The sequence below is a fragment of the Rhodovulum kholense genome (assembly GCF_003053725.1).
Taxonomy (GTDB): Bacteria; Pseudomonadota; Alphaproteobacteria; order Rhodobacterales; family Rhodobacteraceae; genus Rhodovulum; species Rhodovulum kholense.
Genome location: NZ_QAYC01000012.1, coordinates 1 through 14,355 on the forward strand (window position 1 = coordinate 1; position 14,355 = coordinate 14,355).

The window sequence follows — 14,355 nt, forward strand, 5'->3', positions numbered from 1 at the left end:
CCGCCCGCGACCATCTTCGACAGGAACTCGCCCTTGGCCTTGCTGTCCATCTGCAGCATCGCCTCGCGGTTCCATTCCGCAAACCACCGCCCGCGCTTGGCGGGCGGGATCAGATCCTTCAGGATCCGGCTTTCCAGACGGCGCAGGAGCGGATTGATGCCGGTGCGGAGCCAGGCCATCATGATCGCCTCGACGCCGGTGCCCCACATGGTCTGGCCCTGGGCGGCATGGCCGATGACCACGGGCGGCGTGCCGAACCAGCGGCAGACATCCTCGACCTGGAAGCGCCGCGTTTCCAGCAATTGCGCATCCTCGGGGTTCATCTGCAGCTGGCGGTACTTGAGCCCCGCCTCAAGCGCCAGCGTCTTGCCCGCCCTCTCGCTCGAGACATAGGCCTCGAGCATGCGGCCCAGCTGGGCGCGCTGATCGGGGGTCAGGGTCTGGTCGCTCTCGATCACGCCCGAGGGCATCATCGCGTTTGAGAACACCCGCGCCGCGGTCTCGTCGGCCGCAAGCGCCGAGCCGAAGCTCTGCACCCCGAAGCGGATCGCGCTCATCCCGATCCCGTCGCCACCGCCGAAACCGCGCACATGGAAGACCTTCGAAGGCGGCAGCACATGGGTCCGGCCGTCCTCGGTCACGCGGTAATCGAACCGGCCATCGTCGCGCCGGACCGGCAGCACGTTGAAGAGCGGGCGCAGGCCGACCAGGCGGCTGCCCACCGTCAGCTTCTCGGAATAGGCATTGCCCTGCAGCAGCAGATGCGCGACCTGCGCCTCCCAGAACTCCATCGCGGTCTGCCCGGCCGAGGGCGAGAGGGTCAGGATCCCGGCCAGATCCGCCTCGATCCGGGCCCGGCTGCCATTGGCCCCGCGTTCGTAAAGCGCGACGGGCAGCGCGCCGATCAGTTCGGAATTGCCCTTCACGCAGGCCCAGGCCGCCGAGACCGTCAGCGCCGAGCTGGCCGAGACCCGCTGGCCCGCCTTGCTCTGCCGCCCGAGGCCCGCGAACGGGTCGGGCGAACCGGTCGAGACCACCTCCCAGCCGCTTTCGCCCTCGCGCAGCGCCTGGCGCAGGCCCTGCCACGCGCCACGGAAAGCCCCCTGCGTCGCCCGGCCGATCATATCGCCATCACCGGATTGTCGAGAAAGCCCGAGAGGTCGCGGCGCGCGGCTTCGGGGTTCAGGCTCATCAGATAGACGGCGTTGAAGGCGGCCATCAGCGGGTCGATCTTGCCCGCGCCGGACACGGCCTTGGTCACGATCACGGCGTTCCCCCTCGGTTCGGTCTTGGCATTGCCCACGCACCAGGACATCAGCGGCTGGCCGCCATGGATCAGCGAGCCGTCGAAGAGCTTGCGCTCGGTGCCCTTGATCGCGCCGTTCAGCTTGTAGCCCTGGGTGACGCTGGCCAGCGTCTCATGCGGCACGCCCGCGAGCTGCAGCGCATCGACGATGGCGGCGACCCCTTCCGGGTCGAGCCCGACGCCGCCGCGCGCGGGCAAAAGCCCGGCCTCGTGGATCTTCAGCACCAACGCCACCAGTTCCTCGATATCGCGCGTCGCCTCGCCCTCGGCGCAGATCGTCAGCGCATCCTCGGCCGCGAGATCGCGGAGCTTTTCCGCGATGCTCTTGCGGCGCGACAGCACCACCTCATGGGCCCAGGCCGCGCGCCAGAGCTGCCAGCGCTTGGTCACGGCATGGCGGCCGAGGACGGCGAGGCCCAGGAGATCGTCCATGCCGCCCCCGTCGATGCCGATGGTCGCGACCTCGGAACTCTCGATCAGCGCCTCGAGATCGAGCGCGGGCTCGGTCGCGGCCAGCCAGTGATGCGCCCCGGTCCAGCCGCCCAGGTGATGGCCAAGCCCGATCTGGATGTTCAGATGCTGGCTCGACCAGCGGGCGACCTCCTCGGGCGAGGTCTCGACCGCCTTGCGGAACTCGGGGATCAGCCGGTCCACCGTGATCGAGCGGCCGAGGTTCGGCAGCACCGGCGCCCAGAGCGCGGGGTCTTTCCAGGGCTCGTCCTTCGCCCCCTGGATCGTCTCGGGCAGCTCGTAAAGCACCGGCAGCATGCGCACATCTTCCGCGATCACCCCGTCGCGGACCTTCCGGGCATATTCCAGCTCGGCCTTGAAGACGCCCTGGGGCGGGATCTCGCTTTGGGTGGTGATGATCACCAGCAGCGATCTGGGGTTGGTGATCATGCCGCCCCGGATCTGGCCGATCACTCGGGCCGCGAAGTGGCGTTCGGCCATCACATGCAGTTCGTCGAGGATGGCGAAGGCGGGGATGCCGCCGGTCGTCACCGCCGGGTCGAAGCTCGTGACCTTCAGCTTGGCGTTCATCGGGCGGCCCGTCGCCGGGTCGGGATAGATGTCGGTGATCTGCTTCTTGTGCTCGTCGACGCGGAAGCGCTTGGAAAGCCACTCATCGGCCGCGATCATCGCCTGCATCTGCCCGAAACAGGTATCGGCCACCGATTGCGTCGGCCCGACCACCACGCCCTTGATGTTCGGGACCGTGTTCATCTGCAGCGCGACCAGCCCGATGGCGGCGGCATTGGTGGTCTTGCCGTTCTTCTTCGGCACCAGGTTGAAGATCTCGCCGACCTGCCGCGCGCCGGTCGCGGGATCGATGGACCCGAAGGCCGCGCGGACGATGTCGCGCATCCACTCGCCCGCGGCCTCGGCCATGGTCGGCTGGCCCGCCACGTCGGGCACCACCAGCTTGTCGAAGAGCTGCACCGCCACATCGGCGAGGTTCGCATCCAGCGCCAGGTCCGGGATCGGCGTCTCGCCCGCCTGCAGCTTCTCCCACCAGTCCGGGCAGGCGGCCCAGCTGGCGGCTTTGGCTTCCCCCGTCATTGTCTGGGAATCCGGTCATAGAGGGACCCGTAGTCCTCGGCCGGTTGCGCCGCCGCCTCGAGGCGCTCCTGCTTCTTGCCCTTGGGCTCGGGTCTCGGGTCCTCGGGCTCGGCGCGGGGCTTTGGCGCGGGCGGCGCGACCCGGTCGATCCGCTCCTGCAGCTGGCGGACGCTCGGCGTGTGCCCCTCGCGCGCCCGCTTCATCAGAACGTCGAGACACATGCCCTCGACCATCAGCCGCCCGTGCTGCAACTCGCGGGAAAAATACTTGCGCAGCGTCTTCTCATCGCAGCCAAGCTCGACCGCGATCATCTCATGCGACCAGCCCGCCGCCCGGCGCGCGGCCACAAAGTCCTGATTTGCCTTGTCTTTCCGAAAGCAGGGCCGCCCCCGCCGGTCGCGGAGCGGCTCCACCGGGTTGCCGAAGAGATCCACGGCCCCGGGCTCGGGGGAAAAATCGTCTGTCATCGGGAAAAAAATCTCCGACTGGGAGAGGCGCCGGTCTTTAACCCCGGGGCTTCGGGAGTTTTGACCCACCCCCCCGTGGGGCTGTCGGGCTCAGTCGCCTGCCGCCCGTTCCGCGCGTTGCTTCGCGCCATCATGCCAGGCCTTCGAGACGGCCTGCAGGTTGTCTTCGTCCCAGAAAAGCGCCGGGTCGCCCCGGTGCGGGCGGATATGGTCGATCACCGCGCTGTCGGGCGCGGGCGCCCGCCCTACCAGCGCCACGCCGGTCTGTTCGCAGACATAGCCCGCCCGCGCGAGGATCTTGCGCCGCAGCCTCGACCACCGCGCCGTGCGATACCACGCCCGCCACGGCTTCACCCGGTCCCGCTCCCGATCCTGCGCCCGCGCATCGCCCGGCACCGCCCCAATCCGGGGCGCAGGGGCCGCCAGCCGCGGCGGCATCGCCGTCAGTCTTGGGGGCATCGGCACCTCCCGCAAACGCAAAGCGCCCGGAGCAGGGGGATCCGCTCCGGGCGCAAATTGGGTGACGGCACTATGTCAACGGGGGCAGATACTCGTCAAGAAAATTGTTTCCAGGGGCGTGGCGGTTCCAGGTCACTCGCACGCAAGTCTGGGCTTCCGGAACCCGTCGACGATCCACGCCTTACCCTGTTGCGATGCCGTCAGGGTGTAAACGCACGTCTCGGAATACGGCACGTAGGATGTCGATTGCCCGAACGCGGTTGCGGTGCCGCCCGCGCCATAGACGGTTGCCGTCGATGTCGTCGGAACCGCAACCGTGCCGGTATCATGGATCGTCCATTGATACGCCCGCCGTCCATCTTCGAGATCGATGACATTGCTCGGGGCGCCGTAGTCCAGCATCGCTTCGGTCACCGGCTTGCCGACATAGCTATTGAGAACCTGCGAGGCACAGCCGCTCAGGACGATGGCGAAGAGGACGGTCAAAGCGCGCAAACAGATCTTCCTTTCTGGTGTTCAATGGCTGGAGCCAGGCTTATTGGCTCTGCGCGCGGACGATAGACGAACCGGGCGTTGTTTCCGATAGTCTGATAACATGGTCTCATTTCCCTCGCTCTATTTGTGGCCTGCTGTATCTTCGTTGCCCGAAGGCTCGCAGCGTCTGAGCTGGGGTTCTTGTCGAAGACTTGGCGTGTCCCCGATCCTCTTCGAAGGCGTCCCGTATTTGCCATGAGTGCTGTCGCGTGAGATCGCAAGCAGGTCCCTCGTCATCTCGGCTGTATCTAGGATAGCCTTTGTCTGCTGAGTCAGCATGATCGAGATCAGGCCAATTGTGACTGTCAGCAGCCCAGGTGCTGCCGAAAGAAACCTTGGGAGGACCGAACCGCTGGAAGATCCGAAACCTCCGGGCTCGAAGCCACCACCAACTGCAAATCCGACGATGGATGCGATGATCCCCAGAGTGACGAGCAGCCAACCAAAGATCTCTATCAAAGCGCAAACAAATCGCCCTGTGCCGTAGCTTCGCTCGTAGCCAAACACTTGCAATGCTCCTTCAAACTTAAACCCGCTAAAACTGCGGTTTTGAGCTTTCAAGTGTCAACCCCACGGCGTCATCGGGGGCATGTCCCCGGTGACGCAGATCCGCACGAGATCGGCGGCGCCGAGCGCCGCCTGCACCTCCAGCAGATAGCCCCACCAGTCGAGATAGGCCCGACGCGCCGCCGCGATCTGGGCGAGGGTCGGCGCCCAGACGCAGGGGGTGTAGCGGGCGCGGTCGTGGACGATCACGCCCTTGCGGTTGCGGCGGGGGATCGGCTGCCAGCCGTCCGACAGTTCGGCGCTGTCGCTCGCCCGGCCATAGGCGCGGTGCTGGTTCTGCTGCCACTCGGCGGGGCGAAGCCGCGGGCGGGCGTCGGGCACCCAGTCCGGCGTGCGGCCCGCGCGGGCAAGATCCGCGACCAGCGTCGCCGCGTACCAGGGCAGCGTGTTGCGGACCACCGTCGCGATCAGTTCGGCATCGTCATGCGGACGGGACCGGCCGCGGCTGGTGTCGACCCGGGTGCCCAGCCGCGCGTGCTCGAGGGCGACATATTCCATGCCATAGGGCCGCCAGCCGGTACCGCCGACCGCCTCGATCTCGTCGTGGTCGAGCCGTGCGCATTCGGCGCCGAAGGCCCATTCCAGCGCCGCGCGCACCGGCATCGCGCGCCGGATCGGACCTTTCCGCTGCCCCTGCCTCTGCATCTGCCTGTCCAGCATCATCGCGCGCTCCTGCATCTTGTGGCTCCTGACGGGGTTTGACCCCGTATGTTGTTTCTCGGTTCGAGCGATACGGCCCCACCGGCCTGAAACGGCCCCGGCGCGGCCCGAAATCCGCGCCGTTTCCAGGGCGCCGATCACCTCGTAACCTTCTGTCTTTCCTTGCTTCTTTTCTTCTTCCACGGCTTGAACGGCCTGAACGGCTTGAAAATCAAAGGTACGCGCAAGAATGGGGTCTCTCATGATCCTGCCCTCTATCTCGCGCGCACGCGCGGACCCCGAAATCTCGGGCCGTTCGGGCCGTTCCGGCCGAGATTTTCCGTGCAAGCCGTTGATATCGCTTGCACCCCCACGCCCCGTGGTCGCCGTCGTCTCGGGCCGTGAGGGGCGGTTTCGGGCCGGTCGGGCCGGTGATCCGGGGCGGTCGGACGGCCCGAAGCCTCCGATGGATCGGAAACGGGGTGCGGGGCGGGGCGCATCAGAACGGCTCGTCGACAGGGGCGCCCGCGCCATTCGAGAGGCGTTCGGCCATCCGCGCCCTGAACTCGTCGGTGAGACGAATGCCGCGATAGCCGGTTGCCCCGCGCTTGCCGGGGATGAAGCTCTTGCCGGTCTGGGGATGGCGCCAGCGGCTGGCCTTCTGCTTGAGCCGGTTCGAGACCGTCCGGCCACCCCAGCGGGTCTCGCCGCGATCCTCCAGCCAGAAGTTGAAGGCCTCGATCAGGTCGCGGGAATGGATGAAATCATCCTCGGCGCCGGTGACGATGGCGCTTTCGGTCAGGAAGGCGCCCACCGGATCGCTCTCCTCGCGGTATTCGGCCGTGGCCTCCAGCACCCGCTCGGGCGGGCGCAAGCCCCCTTCGAGGAAGTCGGTCAGCCCGCCGATCAGCCAGTTCAGGATGCCCGGGGCTTCCTCCCAGAGCTTGTTGGCAAGGTCCGGGTCGCGCCGGTCCTCGGGGATCTGCACATCGAAGGGCGCCAGCAGCACCCGGCGCCAGATCCCGTCATCGGTGCCGCGGATCTCGGGCTTGTGGTTGCCGCTCATGGTCAGCTTGAAATAGGGCGAGAACTCCAGGAAATCGCTGTGCAGCGCCCGGATCATCAGGGGCTCGCCGCCGGTCAGTTCCTTGATCAGGCCCTCCTGCAGGCGCTGGCCCTCGTCGGGTTCCGAGGTCCGCACGAAACGCGCGCCCATCAGCGGGATCAGGTCGGGCGTGGCATCGCCCCCGCCGCGCCGGTTGGTGCCGGTCAGCGACTCGATCCGGGCGGTGGCGGCATAGGGGCCGAGCACCCGGGCGATGGTGTCGACCAGCACCGATTTGCCGTTGGCGCCGCCGCCATAAAAGAAGGCGAGGCGCTGCATCTTGATCCCGGTCATCGAGAGCCCCATCCAGCGCTGGACGAACTCGCGCACGGTGGCGTCGGGCAGGATCTCCTCGAGGAAGGCGTCCCAGCGCGGGGCTTTCGCGGCGCGGTCATAGGCGACCGGCATGATCTTCGACAGCAGGTCCTCGCGGAGGTGCTCGGACTGGACGCGCATCTCGGCCACGGGCGACATCCCCTCGGCCCCAGCCGCCGAAAACCGCAGGGTGCCCGAGAGGGTGTTGATGGTCGGCGGATCAGCGTCGAGATCCTCGTAGGCGCGGGCGAGCGCGGGCTGCGCTTGGTCGATCATGTTGCCGATGGGGCCGCTGTTTCCGGCGTTCTTGGCATGGGTCAGGCGGCGGCCGATCAGCGACTTGCGGTCCTTCAGTATCGCCTCGATGGACTTCAGCCGGGCGCGGATGCCGCCGCATTCCTCGTCATGGCCGGTCCCGCGCTCGGCCTCGGGCAGGGCCTCGAGTGCTGCGAGGCGGGCCAGCAGATCCCGTTCCTCGCCGATCACCTTCCTCTCGGCCTTGGTCGGCTCCAGGAACTCGACCTCCTGCTCGATCAGCGCCCAGATCCGCTGGGCCTTGCGTCGGACGGCCAGCTCGTCGGGGTCCTTTTCCCAATGGGTGCCGGTCCAGACGAACCAGCCGACCCGGGGCACGAAGGTCAGATCCTCGCCGAAATGAATGCAGAAGCGCTGGCCGTTGCCATAGTCGTTCAGCGGCTGTTCGGCCGCCGCCCGGACCGGCCCGAGAGGATCGTCGGGAGTGCCGCCCTCAGGGGGGTGCGGGGGTTCCGCGCCGCCCCGGTCCTCGGTCTCGGGGGCCTCGGGGGCATCCGGCTCGGGCATGTCGCCCATGTCGACATCGTCGGCCGCGGCAAAGGCGCCGCGGACCCGGTCGAGCGGATCGTCTGTCATGTGTCGTCCCCCATCAGCACGTCGTTCAGATCGCGGCCCTCGCCCGCATGGACGATGGAGATCCGCTGGACGGACGGCACCCGGGCGCGCGCCCGGCGCAGCCCGGAAAGGAGCTGCGCGCGGGTGCTGCGCGGGTCGGAATCGCCGTCCTGAATAAAGACCAGGTGCTCGACGCCCGCGGGCGGCAGCCAGGCCTGAAGATCGTCGAGATCGGGCATGCCGGCATAGCGCATGCCCTTGCCGCGGGTGATCCGGCGGCCCGCCATGTTGCCAAGCGAGATCCCGGCCCAATAGGCGGCCCCCGGCAGCCCGCCCGCGACGAGCGCGGTCAGCGTGGTCTCGATCCCTTCGCCGACCACCATCGCCCGGGTGCCGCTGGACCGGGCCAGCCGGATCGCGCCGCCCTTGACCGAGCCCAGCGTCTTCTTCGCGGCGAGGCTCTCGCCCTCATGGATGATCACCGCCTTGCCCTTCGGCTGGCCGAGGTCGAGCCAGGTGCGGTGGATGCCGCTGCCCCGGCCGCCCGGCGCCTGCACCAGGGCGACCATGGCCGGGCCGCGATGGATCTCGCGCCAGCTGCCCCGGTTCCCGGCGGTGGGCACCATGTAGGGCAGGTCGGGGTGGAACCGCAGACAGGCGGGCAGTTCGGGCAACAGCGCCCGGGTGATCCCGCGGCGCGCGAGATAGTCGCGCACCGGGCTGTCCTCGGCCGGGCGGCAGGCCTGCCAGATGGCGCGGGCCTGGGCGATGGCATTCTTGCGGGCGGCCTCGGCCTGATCCGCGCGCTGACGTTCCTGCCGGTCGCGGGCGGCCTTGCGCCGGGCCAGCTCGGCCGGGTCGATCTCGACCTCGCGCGCGCCCATCAGCCAGTCGAGCGCGGCGCGGAACTCGCAGCCCTTGACCAGCTCGACCAGCGCGATGGCATCGCCGCCGCCGCAATGGCGACAGTTATAGACATTGCGGGCGGTGTTGATCCCGAAGCGGTCGCGGCCGCCGCAAACGGGGCAGGGGCCGACGCGCTCGATCCCCTGCGGCGGCTTCAGCCCGGCGATGCCGAGCCGCTCTGCCACCTCGGCAATCGGCAGCGCGCGCGCCTCGGCCAGTCGGGGGTCCTCCAGCGGGGTCATTCCGCTAGCCTCGGCCGGTCTCGTGGCGCCAGCGCTCATGGGCATGCGCCGCGCGGGTCTCGAAGAAGCGGGCCACGGCCATGCGCAGCCGCCAGTGGCTGTCGGAAAAGGCCGAACCATCCTCGGCCCGGCGGGCGCGGTCCATCGCCTCGATCTCGAAGGCGAGGCCGTAGGTCGGGCCGTTGAGGTCGATATGCGGGATCACGTCGAGCGCCATGGTCATCCGTCGCGCGGTCACATCGCGGTCCATCACCGGCGGCACGGCCAGCGCCGCGGCGGCGGCGATCAGCACCTGATCGGCCCGGGTCAGCGGCGCCTCAGCCATCGAGATCGGCCCTCTCCTGCCAGGCATGGCGCGCGGGCGTGTCGGCGCAGCGCCCGTGGATCACCGCCAGCAAGGTTTCCCCTGCTTCGGTCGGGTTCCGGTCGTGGGCGTCGAGAAACCGACTGACCGCCGCGCGCAAATCTGCGTCGGGGGTCTTGAGGGCGGCCCGCGCAAGGGTCAGCTGGGCGCGCAGGCCAAGCGCCCCCTGCCGTGCCGACATCGCCGCCGCCGTGATGGCCAGCCCCATCTGCACGAATTCGGATCTGGGCGCGGTCATGCTGCCGTCCCGAAAAGGGCCGGGCAGCCCGAGGGGGAGGAGAGGCCGCCCGGCAGTTCTTCAGGGAGGTGCCCGGCGTCCGGCCGGGCGGCGGAGACGGGGCCGAGGCCCCGAATGGCGTTATGGGTCAAGCAGTTGCGGCGGGGCGTTACTGAAGCCGGCTCATCGTCCTTTTGAACCGGGCATGTTTCCTGTCGAAATCCGCAGTTTCCGCGTCCAGGCGGCGTCTGGTCTCGGCCATGTGGCGCATGCCCCAGATGAGGGCGCCTAGGAAGATCACGCTCAGCGAAAACTGCATACCGAGGATGAGGGCCAACATTTCCATAAGTCCCATGTTCCGCTCCTGTTGCCTGAAACTCGGCCGCGACCCCGGCCCGCCCGGTCATGCCCGGCCCCCCTTGAACCGCGCCAAAAACTTTTCCGCCCGCGCCTCGAAAACCCGGGCTGCGGCGCGGGCTCTGCCCGCGCGCACCTGGTTGAAGCGTCCGGCGACGCGCCAGTAGATCCGAATTGCCAGTGTCATGCCGTATGCTCCGGGTCGAAGAGTTCGAAGACGGTCTCAGCGCCCGCGAGCGCCAGCACCGCCAGGACGTAATGCAGCCCCGGCGCGTTCTCGGAGCGCAGCCAGTTCCGCACCGTGCGCGGGTTCACCGGCCGCTGCGCCGTGGTCAGCGCCTCGGCCACCAGATCAGCCAGCTCGGCCTCGCTGGTCGCTTCGGGGAAGGACCGCCACAGAAGCGAGGCGAACCACTTCCGCTCCCGCTCCTGCGGGTCGCGCAAATTCTGGAAGGACTTTTGCATAGCGACATCCCTATGGTGGCTTCGTGCAAAATGACTCGGGGTCGAAATCGATGGAGAGGACGCCGCCGGTGTGCTGCGCCCAGAATGAAAGCATGGCGTGGCGCTCAACATCCTGCCCCCCTCTCAAAGTCCGCTGCTCCCACCTCTTGTGGTTTGAACGGCGAGTACGCGGGCCAGCTGTAGAAGGGCACTACGCCTTGCGTTGCGCGGGCGATCCTTACGGCAAGTTCAGGGCTTGGCTGGGACAGGCCTCTGACCAGTTTCGAAACAAGCGGCTGCTTGACGCCGATGGTCCGCGCAAACTGCGTCTGGGTCAGTGATCGTGCTTGAAGATACGAGGCGAGAGCGTTCATGCCCGCAGGATATACCCATCAGGTATATACCCTGCAAGCATAATTATACCGATGGAGAATTTGTTCGGCCGTCACGGGCCTGTAGGATGCTGCCATGAGAGTTGCCGAAATAAGACGATCCAAAGGGCTATCCCAAGCCGATCTCGCGGAGCTCGCCGGGGTTGAGCAACCGACGATCTCAAGGATCGAGCGCGGGAATGATGCGGTTACGCTCCGCGTCCTCAGGCAAGTCGCAGCAGCTCTCGGCGTAAGTCTCAGCGATCTGTTTTCAGACGACCGATCCGCCGCAGAGACCGCACTTCTGGAGGCATTTCGAAGCCTTCCGAAGGACCGGCAACAGGGCTGGCTTGATCTGGCGCAGACCTTGCTGGCATCCCAGGTCCAGCCAAATCAATGAACGCGAACAGCGTCTGACGGTCCATCTGCGCCAGCAGGTCTTCGAACTCTTTCGCTGAATCTGCCACTCTAACCTCCAGGAAACTGCCCCCGCAGGAGCCCTCCGCCATGAGACGCGGAGAGTTCAATCGGACATTGTGACCGAAGACAATACCTGTTGGGAATAATTTATTCTTGACCGGTATATACCTGACAGGTATCTGATGGCCTCCATCGAAGCAACTCGAAGGAGATCACCCATGAAGACCATCCTGACCACCACCGCCGCGCTGGCCCTGCTGGCCGCGCCCGCGCTCGCCGCCGTCAATGCCACCGAGGATCTGTCGGCGATCCGCCAGCCCTCGGCCGATGGCGCGGGCTGCTTTGCCGCCATCGCGGGCACCAACGCCTTCGAACGCACGCACGCCCCGGGCTGCATCTATTACCGCGCCGCCACCGGAACCGACCCGAAGGAGGTCGAGGCCGCCGATCCCGAGCCCGCCGATCCGGGCGAAACCGAGGGCGGCGACAGCGAGAACGCCGGTCTCTGAGCATCGGTGCGGGCCGCGTGTCGGCCCTCATCCCATGCCCAGATCCGGAGGACCCCATGCCCCGCATGCCCAAAATCCCCGACCTTCCAGCAAATTATGGCTTCGGCACCTGGCGCGACGCGCTGCTCGGCGCCCTGATTGGCGCGCTCTTCGTCGGCTCGGCCTAGGGCGGCATCACGCTGGCGGGCATCGCCCAGGGCGGCCTCTGATGGACACGATCCTCGCCGCCGCCCCGCCACCCGAGGCGCTGGCCGCCTTCGTCGGCGAATGGCAGAGCGCCGCCCCCGAGGTCCGCCTCGCCGCCATCCGCGGCGCGCTTCGCCGCCACGGGATCGAGATCCCTGCCACGCCCGGGCGGGTGGCCTTCTACGAGATCCAGCTTTTCGGGCTGACCGCCACCGGCCGCGACGAGGCCGAGGCCGCCCGAAACTGGATGGAGGCGGCGCAAAGGCTTTGCCCCGATGCCTGAGACCGGCTTTCCCCTGAAGATCCTGATCGGCTGCGAGACCTCGGGCGTGATGCGCCGGGCCTTTGCCGCGCGCGGGCACGATGTCTGGTCCTGCGACCTGCTGCCCGCCGAGGATGCCACGAACCGGCACATGATCTGCGATATCCGCGACGTGCTGGACCTGGGCTGGGATCTGCTCGCGGTCATGCACCCGCCCTGCACCCGGCTCTGCAACTCGGGCGTGCGCTGGCTGCATGTGCCGCCGACCAACGCCCCGGCCGAGGCGCAGCCGGACGAAAAGGCCGCCTGGCCCAGCCTGCCCGAAGAGGCCCGCCGCGCCATCATGTGGCGGCTGCTCGACGAGGGTGCTGCGCTCTTCTCGGCCTGCTGGCAGGCGCCGATCCCGCGCGTCGCGGTCGAGAACCCGGTGATGCACCCACATGGCCGCGCGCGCCTGCCCGCCGATCTGCCGAAACCGCAGATCGTCCAACCCTGGTGGTTCGGCGAACCCTTCTTCAAGGCCACCGGGCTTTACCTCCGCGGCCTCGCGCCGCTGAGCGCCACCGACCGCCTGACCCCGCCCGCGCCCGGCACCGAGGCACACAAGCGCTGGAGCGCGGTCCACCGGGCCCCGCCCGGCCCCGACCGCTGGAAGATCCGCAGCCGCACCTTCGAGGGCCTTGCCGCCGCCGCGGCCAGCCAATGGGGCGGCGACGCAAGACAGGAGGCCGCCTGATGCCAGAGACCACACCCGACCGGATCGAGGAGATCGAGAGCCTCGCCCGGCACAATTGCGACGAGCTGGCGGGCCTGATCGTCGAGATCGCCGAGCTGCAGGCCCGCGTCGAAGCGCTGGAAGGCAGGAGGGCTGAGGCACCGCCCTGTCCGAACTGCCCGCGATGCGAAGGGATTGGCGCGATCAGCAGGGAGGGTGGGACCGATGGCGATCACGCGTGATTTCGCGCCCCGCCTGATGCCAGCTCCGCAGGCGGCACACTATCTGGGGGTGTCGGAAAGCACGTTGCGTTCGTTGGATCTGCCAAGGCGGATTGTCGGCGCGAAACGCTTGTTCGACAGGCTTGACCTTGACGCTTTTGCCGACTCGCTTGCCACTGAAGGGGGGCAAGCGGAGGTGAACACATGTCACGGCAAGTTCGGGCGGCGGGCGTCGTGACGCTCCGGCATATTCAGACCATCCGCAAGGGAGGTCGAACGTACCTCTATCTCCGGTTGCCAGGGGCGGAGCGCGTTCGGCTGCCCGATTTGCCTTTGGACGACCCGGAGTTTCTCGCCGCCTATGCTCAAGCGATAGCGTCAGCACCGAAGCCCACCCGCGCAAAATCAGGATCCATTGCCTTGATGATCGAGGGGTTTCTTGGAAGCCGGGACCACTTGTCCCGTTCGGAAAGCTATCGGCGCACCATACGGCGCCACGCGGACGCCATCAAAGCGCAGGCGGAAGACGCACTCGCGCGGGATCTTCGCGAGCAGGATGTCGAAGCGGATCTGTCGCCGCTATGCCCGAATGCGGCTGCGGACCGGCTCAAGGCATGGCGACTGATATGCAAATGGGGGAAGATCAACGGGTTCCTGACTCGCGATCCGTCGCTCGCCGTCAAGCGCAAGCCGATTCCCAAGACGATAGGGCATCCCGCCTGGAGCGATGCAGAAATTGACCGATTCCGCGCGCACTGGCCGGTCGGTTCCGTGCAACGGCTATGCTTCGAGATGGTCTTTTGGACCGGAGCAAGGATCAGCGATGCGGTGAAGATCGGCCCAGGCATGGTCGGGCGCGACGGGGTACTGCAATTCACACAGAAGAAGACGGGTGAACCGGCTTTCGTGCCATGGACCTGCCTCCTCCCGGCCTATGCGGTTCGAATGGAAGTGGATCGCAAGATGCTCTTTGCGGCTCTTGAGGCCCGCGCGGAACGGCATATGACCTTTCTGGCAACGGCATACGGGACAACAAGGTCCGAAAAGGCGCTGGGTCACGTCATATCGAATGCGGCGTCGAAATTGGGGATCGAGAAGTCGGCGCACGGTCTCCGCAAGAGCCGAGCGAAGCTTCTGGCAGAGGCGGGCGCGACTGTTCACCAGATCGCGGCCTGGACGGGTCACATCGCGCTCGAGGAGGTCGAACACTACACCCGCGAAGCTTCCCGGCGCGCGGCCGTCCGGGGAGAACAAAAGAAGAAACATGTAAACCCATGAAGGATTACTGTAAACTTCTTCTCAAGGCTTTTAATTTTCAG

General features: G+C 67.3%; 21 protein-coding genes and 1 pseudogene. 7 read left to right on the forward strand and 15 right to left on the reverse strand.

Translation table 11 applies throughout. The annotated features are described in order from the left end of the window. The 14 genes from C8N38_RS14835 to C8N38_RS22330 all read right to left on the reverse strand — a co-directional run. A partial coding sequence (locus tag C8N38_RS14835) for a phage portal protein (protein ID WP_108027943.1) occupies window positions 1-1,124 on the reverse strand: 1,124 nt, incomplete at its 3' end. Beyond that, window positions 1,121-2,866 (reverse strand): terminase large subunit, encoded by a 1,746-nt coding sequence (locus C8N38_RS14840; RefSeq protein WP_108027944.1) that lies wholly within the window; start codon window positions 2,864-2,866, stop codon window positions 1,121-1,123. The genes C8N38_RS14840 and C8N38_RS14835, both read right to left, overlap by 4 nt. Then, window positions 2,863-3,333 carry a hypothetical protein gene (locus tag C8N38_RS14845; RefSeq protein ID WP_108027945.1) on the reverse strand — a complete coding sequence of 157 codons (471 nt, stop codon included), beginning with the start codon at window positions 3,331-3,333 and terminating at the stop codon, window positions 2,863-2,865. The genes C8N38_RS14840 and C8N38_RS14845 overlap by 4 nt, the downstream gene beginning before the upstream one ends. A 90-nt stretch (window positions 3,334-3,423) precedes the next feature. Beyond that, a complete protein-coding gene (locus C8N38_RS14850; protein WP_108027946.1) occupies window positions 3,424-3,792 on the reverse strand; it encodes an HNH endonuclease signature motif containing protein in 369 nt (122 codons plus the stop codon). A gap of 132 nt (window positions 3,793-3,924) precedes the next feature. Beyond that, window positions 3,925-4,287, reverse strand: coding sequence for a hypothetical protein (locus C8N38_RS14855; protein WP_245895763.1), 363 nt, complete (start codon window positions 4,285-4,287; stop codon window positions 3,925-3,927). Window positions 4,288-4,407: 120 nt separating this feature from the next. Continuing rightward, window positions 4,408-4,833, reverse strand: a complete 426-nt coding sequence (locus C8N38_RS21180) for a hypothetical protein (RefSeq protein WP_146176291.1) — start codon at window positions 4,831-4,833, stop codon at window positions 4,408-4,410. Window positions 4,834-4,890: 57 nt separating this feature from the next. Next, on the reverse strand, window positions 4,891-5,571 hold the full coding sequence (locus tag C8N38_RS14860) for a hypothetical protein (protein ID WP_108027947.1): 681 nt from the start codon (window positions 5,569-5,571) through the stop codon (window positions 4,891-4,893). Window positions 5,572-6,031: 460 nt separating this feature from the next. Continuing rightward, on the reverse strand, window positions 6,032-7,843 hold the full coding sequence (locus C8N38_RS14865; protein ID WP_108027948.1) for a DNA primase family protein: 1,812 nt from the start codon (window positions 7,841-7,843) through the stop codon (window positions 6,032-6,034). Next, window positions 7,840-8,970, reverse strand: a complete 1,131-nt coding sequence (locus C8N38_RS14870; protein ID WP_108027949.1) for a DUF7146 domain-containing protein — start codon at window positions 8,968-8,970, stop codon at window positions 7,840-7,842. Before C8N38_RS14870 ends, C8N38_RS14865 begins: the two co-directional genes overlap by 4 nt. Window positions 8,971-8,974: 4 nt before the next feature. Further along, window positions 8,975-9,295, reverse strand: coding sequence for a hypothetical protein (locus C8N38_RS14875; RefSeq protein ID WP_108027950.1), 321 nt, complete (start codon window positions 9,293-9,295; stop codon window positions 8,975-8,977). Then, window positions 9,288-9,572, reverse strand: coding sequence for a hypothetical protein (locus C8N38_RS14880; protein WP_108027951.1), 285 nt, complete (start codon window positions 9,570-9,572; stop codon window positions 9,288-9,290). Before C8N38_RS14880 ends, C8N38_RS14875 begins: the two co-directional genes overlap by 8 nt. 148 nt (window positions 9,573-9,720) lie before the next feature. Then, on the reverse strand, window positions 9,721-9,906 hold the full coding sequence (locus tag C8N38_RS14885) for a hypothetical protein (RefSeq protein WP_108027952.1): 186 nt from the start codon (window positions 9,904-9,906) through the stop codon (window positions 9,721-9,723). Between the two features lie 185 nt (window positions 9,907-10,091). Further along, window positions 10,092-10,373: a hypothetical protein gene (locus tag C8N38_RS14890; RefSeq protein ID WP_075787371.1), complete on the reverse strand. Its 282-nt coding sequence runs from the start codon at window positions 10,371-10,373 to the stop codon at window positions 10,092-10,094. A 104-nt stretch (window positions 10,374-10,477) separates the two neighbouring features. Next, entirely contained in the window at window positions 10,478-10,726 is a 249-nt protein-coding gene (locus C8N38_RS22330; protein WP_108027953.1) for a helix-turn-helix domain-containing protein, read from the reverse strand. A 94-nt stretch (window positions 10,727-10,820) separates the two neighbouring features. On the opposite strand from C8N38_RS22330, the pseudogene C8N38_RS22335 reads away from it, so the two are divergent. Then, window positions 10,821-10,970 (forward strand): annotated as a pseudogene (locus C8N38_RS22335) (helix-turn-helix domain-containing protein); the annotation flags it as partial. Window positions 10,971-10,980: 10 nt separating this feature from the next. On the opposite strand, the gene C8N38_RS22005 reads toward C8N38_RS22335, so the two are convergent. Beyond that, window positions 10,981-11,190: a hypothetical protein gene (locus C8N38_RS22005; protein ID WP_245895764.1), complete on the reverse strand. Its 210-nt coding sequence runs from the start codon at window positions 11,188-11,190 to the stop codon at window positions 10,981-10,983. A gap of 171 nt (window positions 11,191-11,361) precedes the next feature. On the opposite strand from C8N38_RS22005, the gene C8N38_RS14905 reads away from it, so the two are divergent. The 6 genes from C8N38_RS14905 to C8N38_RS14930 all read left to right on the forward strand — a co-directional run bounded on the left by C8N38_RS14905 (window position 11,362) and on the right by C8N38_RS14930 (window position 14,314). Further along, window positions 11,362-11,652, forward strand: a complete 291-nt coding sequence (locus C8N38_RS14905; protein ID WP_108027955.1) for a hypothetical protein — start codon at window positions 11,362-11,364, stop codon at window positions 11,650-11,652. A gap of 208 nt (window positions 11,653-11,860) precedes the next feature. Further along, window positions 11,861-12,121 (forward strand): hypothetical protein, encoded by a 261-nt coding sequence (locus tag C8N38_RS14910; RefSeq protein WP_108027956.1) that lies wholly within the window; start codon window positions 11,861-11,863, stop codon window positions 12,119-12,121. Beyond that, a complete protein-coding gene (locus C8N38_RS14915; protein WP_108027957.1) occupies window positions 12,114-12,836 on the forward strand; it encodes a hypothetical protein in 723 nt (240 codons plus the stop codon). The genes C8N38_RS14910 and C8N38_RS14915 overlap by 8 nt, the downstream gene beginning before the upstream one ends. Next, window positions 12,836-13,057 carry a hypothetical protein gene (locus C8N38_RS14920; protein WP_108027958.1) on the forward strand — a complete coding sequence of 74 codons (222 nt, stop codon included), beginning with the start codon at window positions 12,836-12,838 and terminating at the stop codon, window positions 13,055-13,057. The genes C8N38_RS14915 and C8N38_RS14920 overlap by 1 nt, the downstream gene beginning before the upstream one ends. Continuing rightward, the gene (locus C8N38_RS14925) at window positions 13,041-13,274 is read left to right on the forward strand and encodes a helix-turn-helix domain-containing protein (protein WP_108027959.1); all 234 of its coding nucleotides are present in this window, start codon (window positions 13,041-13,043) and stop codon (window positions 13,272-13,274) included. Before C8N38_RS14920 ends, C8N38_RS14925 begins: the two co-directional genes overlap by 17 nt. Beyond that, complete coding sequence (locus C8N38_RS14930; RefSeq protein WP_108027960.1) at window positions 13,241-14,314, forward strand: tyrosine-type recombinase/integrase; 1,074 nt, start codon at window positions 13,241-13,243, stop codon at window positions 14,312-14,314. Before C8N38_RS14925 ends, C8N38_RS14930 begins: the two co-directional genes overlap by 34 nt. Window positions 14,315-14,355: the final 41 nt, after the last annotated feature.

Coding starts and splice junctions, on each gene's coding strand:
- C8N38_RS14905 (WP_108027955.1), top strand. CDS start 11,362: ATGAAGACCATCCTGACCACCACCGCCGCGCTGGCCCTGCTGGCCGCG.
- C8N38_RS14885 (WP_108027952.1), bottom strand. CDS start 9,906: ATGGGACTTATGGAAATGTTGGCCCTCATCCTCGGTATGCAGTTTTCG.
- C8N38_RS14870 (WP_108027949.1), bottom strand. CDS start 8,970: ATGACCCCGCTGGAGGACCCCCGACTGGCCGAGGCGCGCGCGCTGCCG.
- C8N38_RS14865 (WP_108027948.1), bottom strand. CDS start 7,843: ATGACAGACGATCCGCTCGACCGGGTCCGCGGCGCCTTTGCCGCGGCC.
- C8N38_RS14880 (WP_108027951.1), bottom strand. CDS start 9,572: ATGACCGCGCCCAGATCCGAATTCGTGCAGATGGGGCTGGCCATCACG.
- C8N38_RS14915 (WP_108027957.1), top strand. CDS start 12,114: ATGCCTGAGACCGGCTTTCCCCTGAAGATCCTGATCGGCTGCGAGACC.
- C8N38_RS14850 (WP_108027946.1), bottom strand. CDS start 3,792: ATGCCCCCAAGACTGACGGCGATGCCGCCGCGGCTGGCGGCCCCTGCG.
- C8N38_RS14930 (WP_108027960.1), top strand. CDS start 13,241: ATGTCACGGCAAGTTCGGGCGGCGGGCGTCGTGACGCTCCGGCATATT.
- C8N38_RS14840 (WP_108027944.1), bottom strand. CDS start 2,866: ATGACGGGGGAAGCCAAAGCCGCCAGCTGGGCCGCCTGCCCGGACTGG.
- C8N38_RS14860 (WP_108027947.1), bottom strand. CDS start 5,571: ATGCAGGAGCGCGCGATGATGCTGGACAGGCAGATGCAGAGGCAGGGG.
- C8N38_RS14845 (WP_108027945.1), bottom strand. CDS start 3,333: ATGACAGACGATTTTTCCCCCGAGCCCGGGGCCGTGGATCTCTTCGGC.
- C8N38_RS14925 (WP_108027959.1), top strand. CDS start 13,041: ATGGCGATCACGCGTGATTTCGCGCCCCGCCTGATGCCAGCTCCGCAG.
- C8N38_RS14910 (WP_108027956.1), top strand. CDS start 11,861: ATGGACACGATCCTCGCCGCCGCCCCGCCACCCGAGGCGCTGGCCGCC.
- C8N38_RS14920 (WP_108027958.1), top strand. CDS start 12,836: ATGCCAGAGACCACACCCGACCGGATCGAGGAGATCGAGAGCCTCGCC.
- C8N38_RS22330 (WP_108027953.1), bottom strand. CDS start 10,726: ATGAACGCTCTCGCCTCGTATCTTCAAGCACGATCACTGACCCAGACG.
- C8N38_RS14890 (WP_075787371.1), bottom strand. CDS start 10,373: ATGCAAAAGTCCTTCCAGAATTTGCGCGACCCGCAGGAGCGGGAGCGG.
- C8N38_RS14875 (WP_108027950.1), bottom strand. CDS start 9,295: ATGGCTGAGGCGCCGCTGACCCGGGCCGATCAGGTGCTGATCGCCGCC.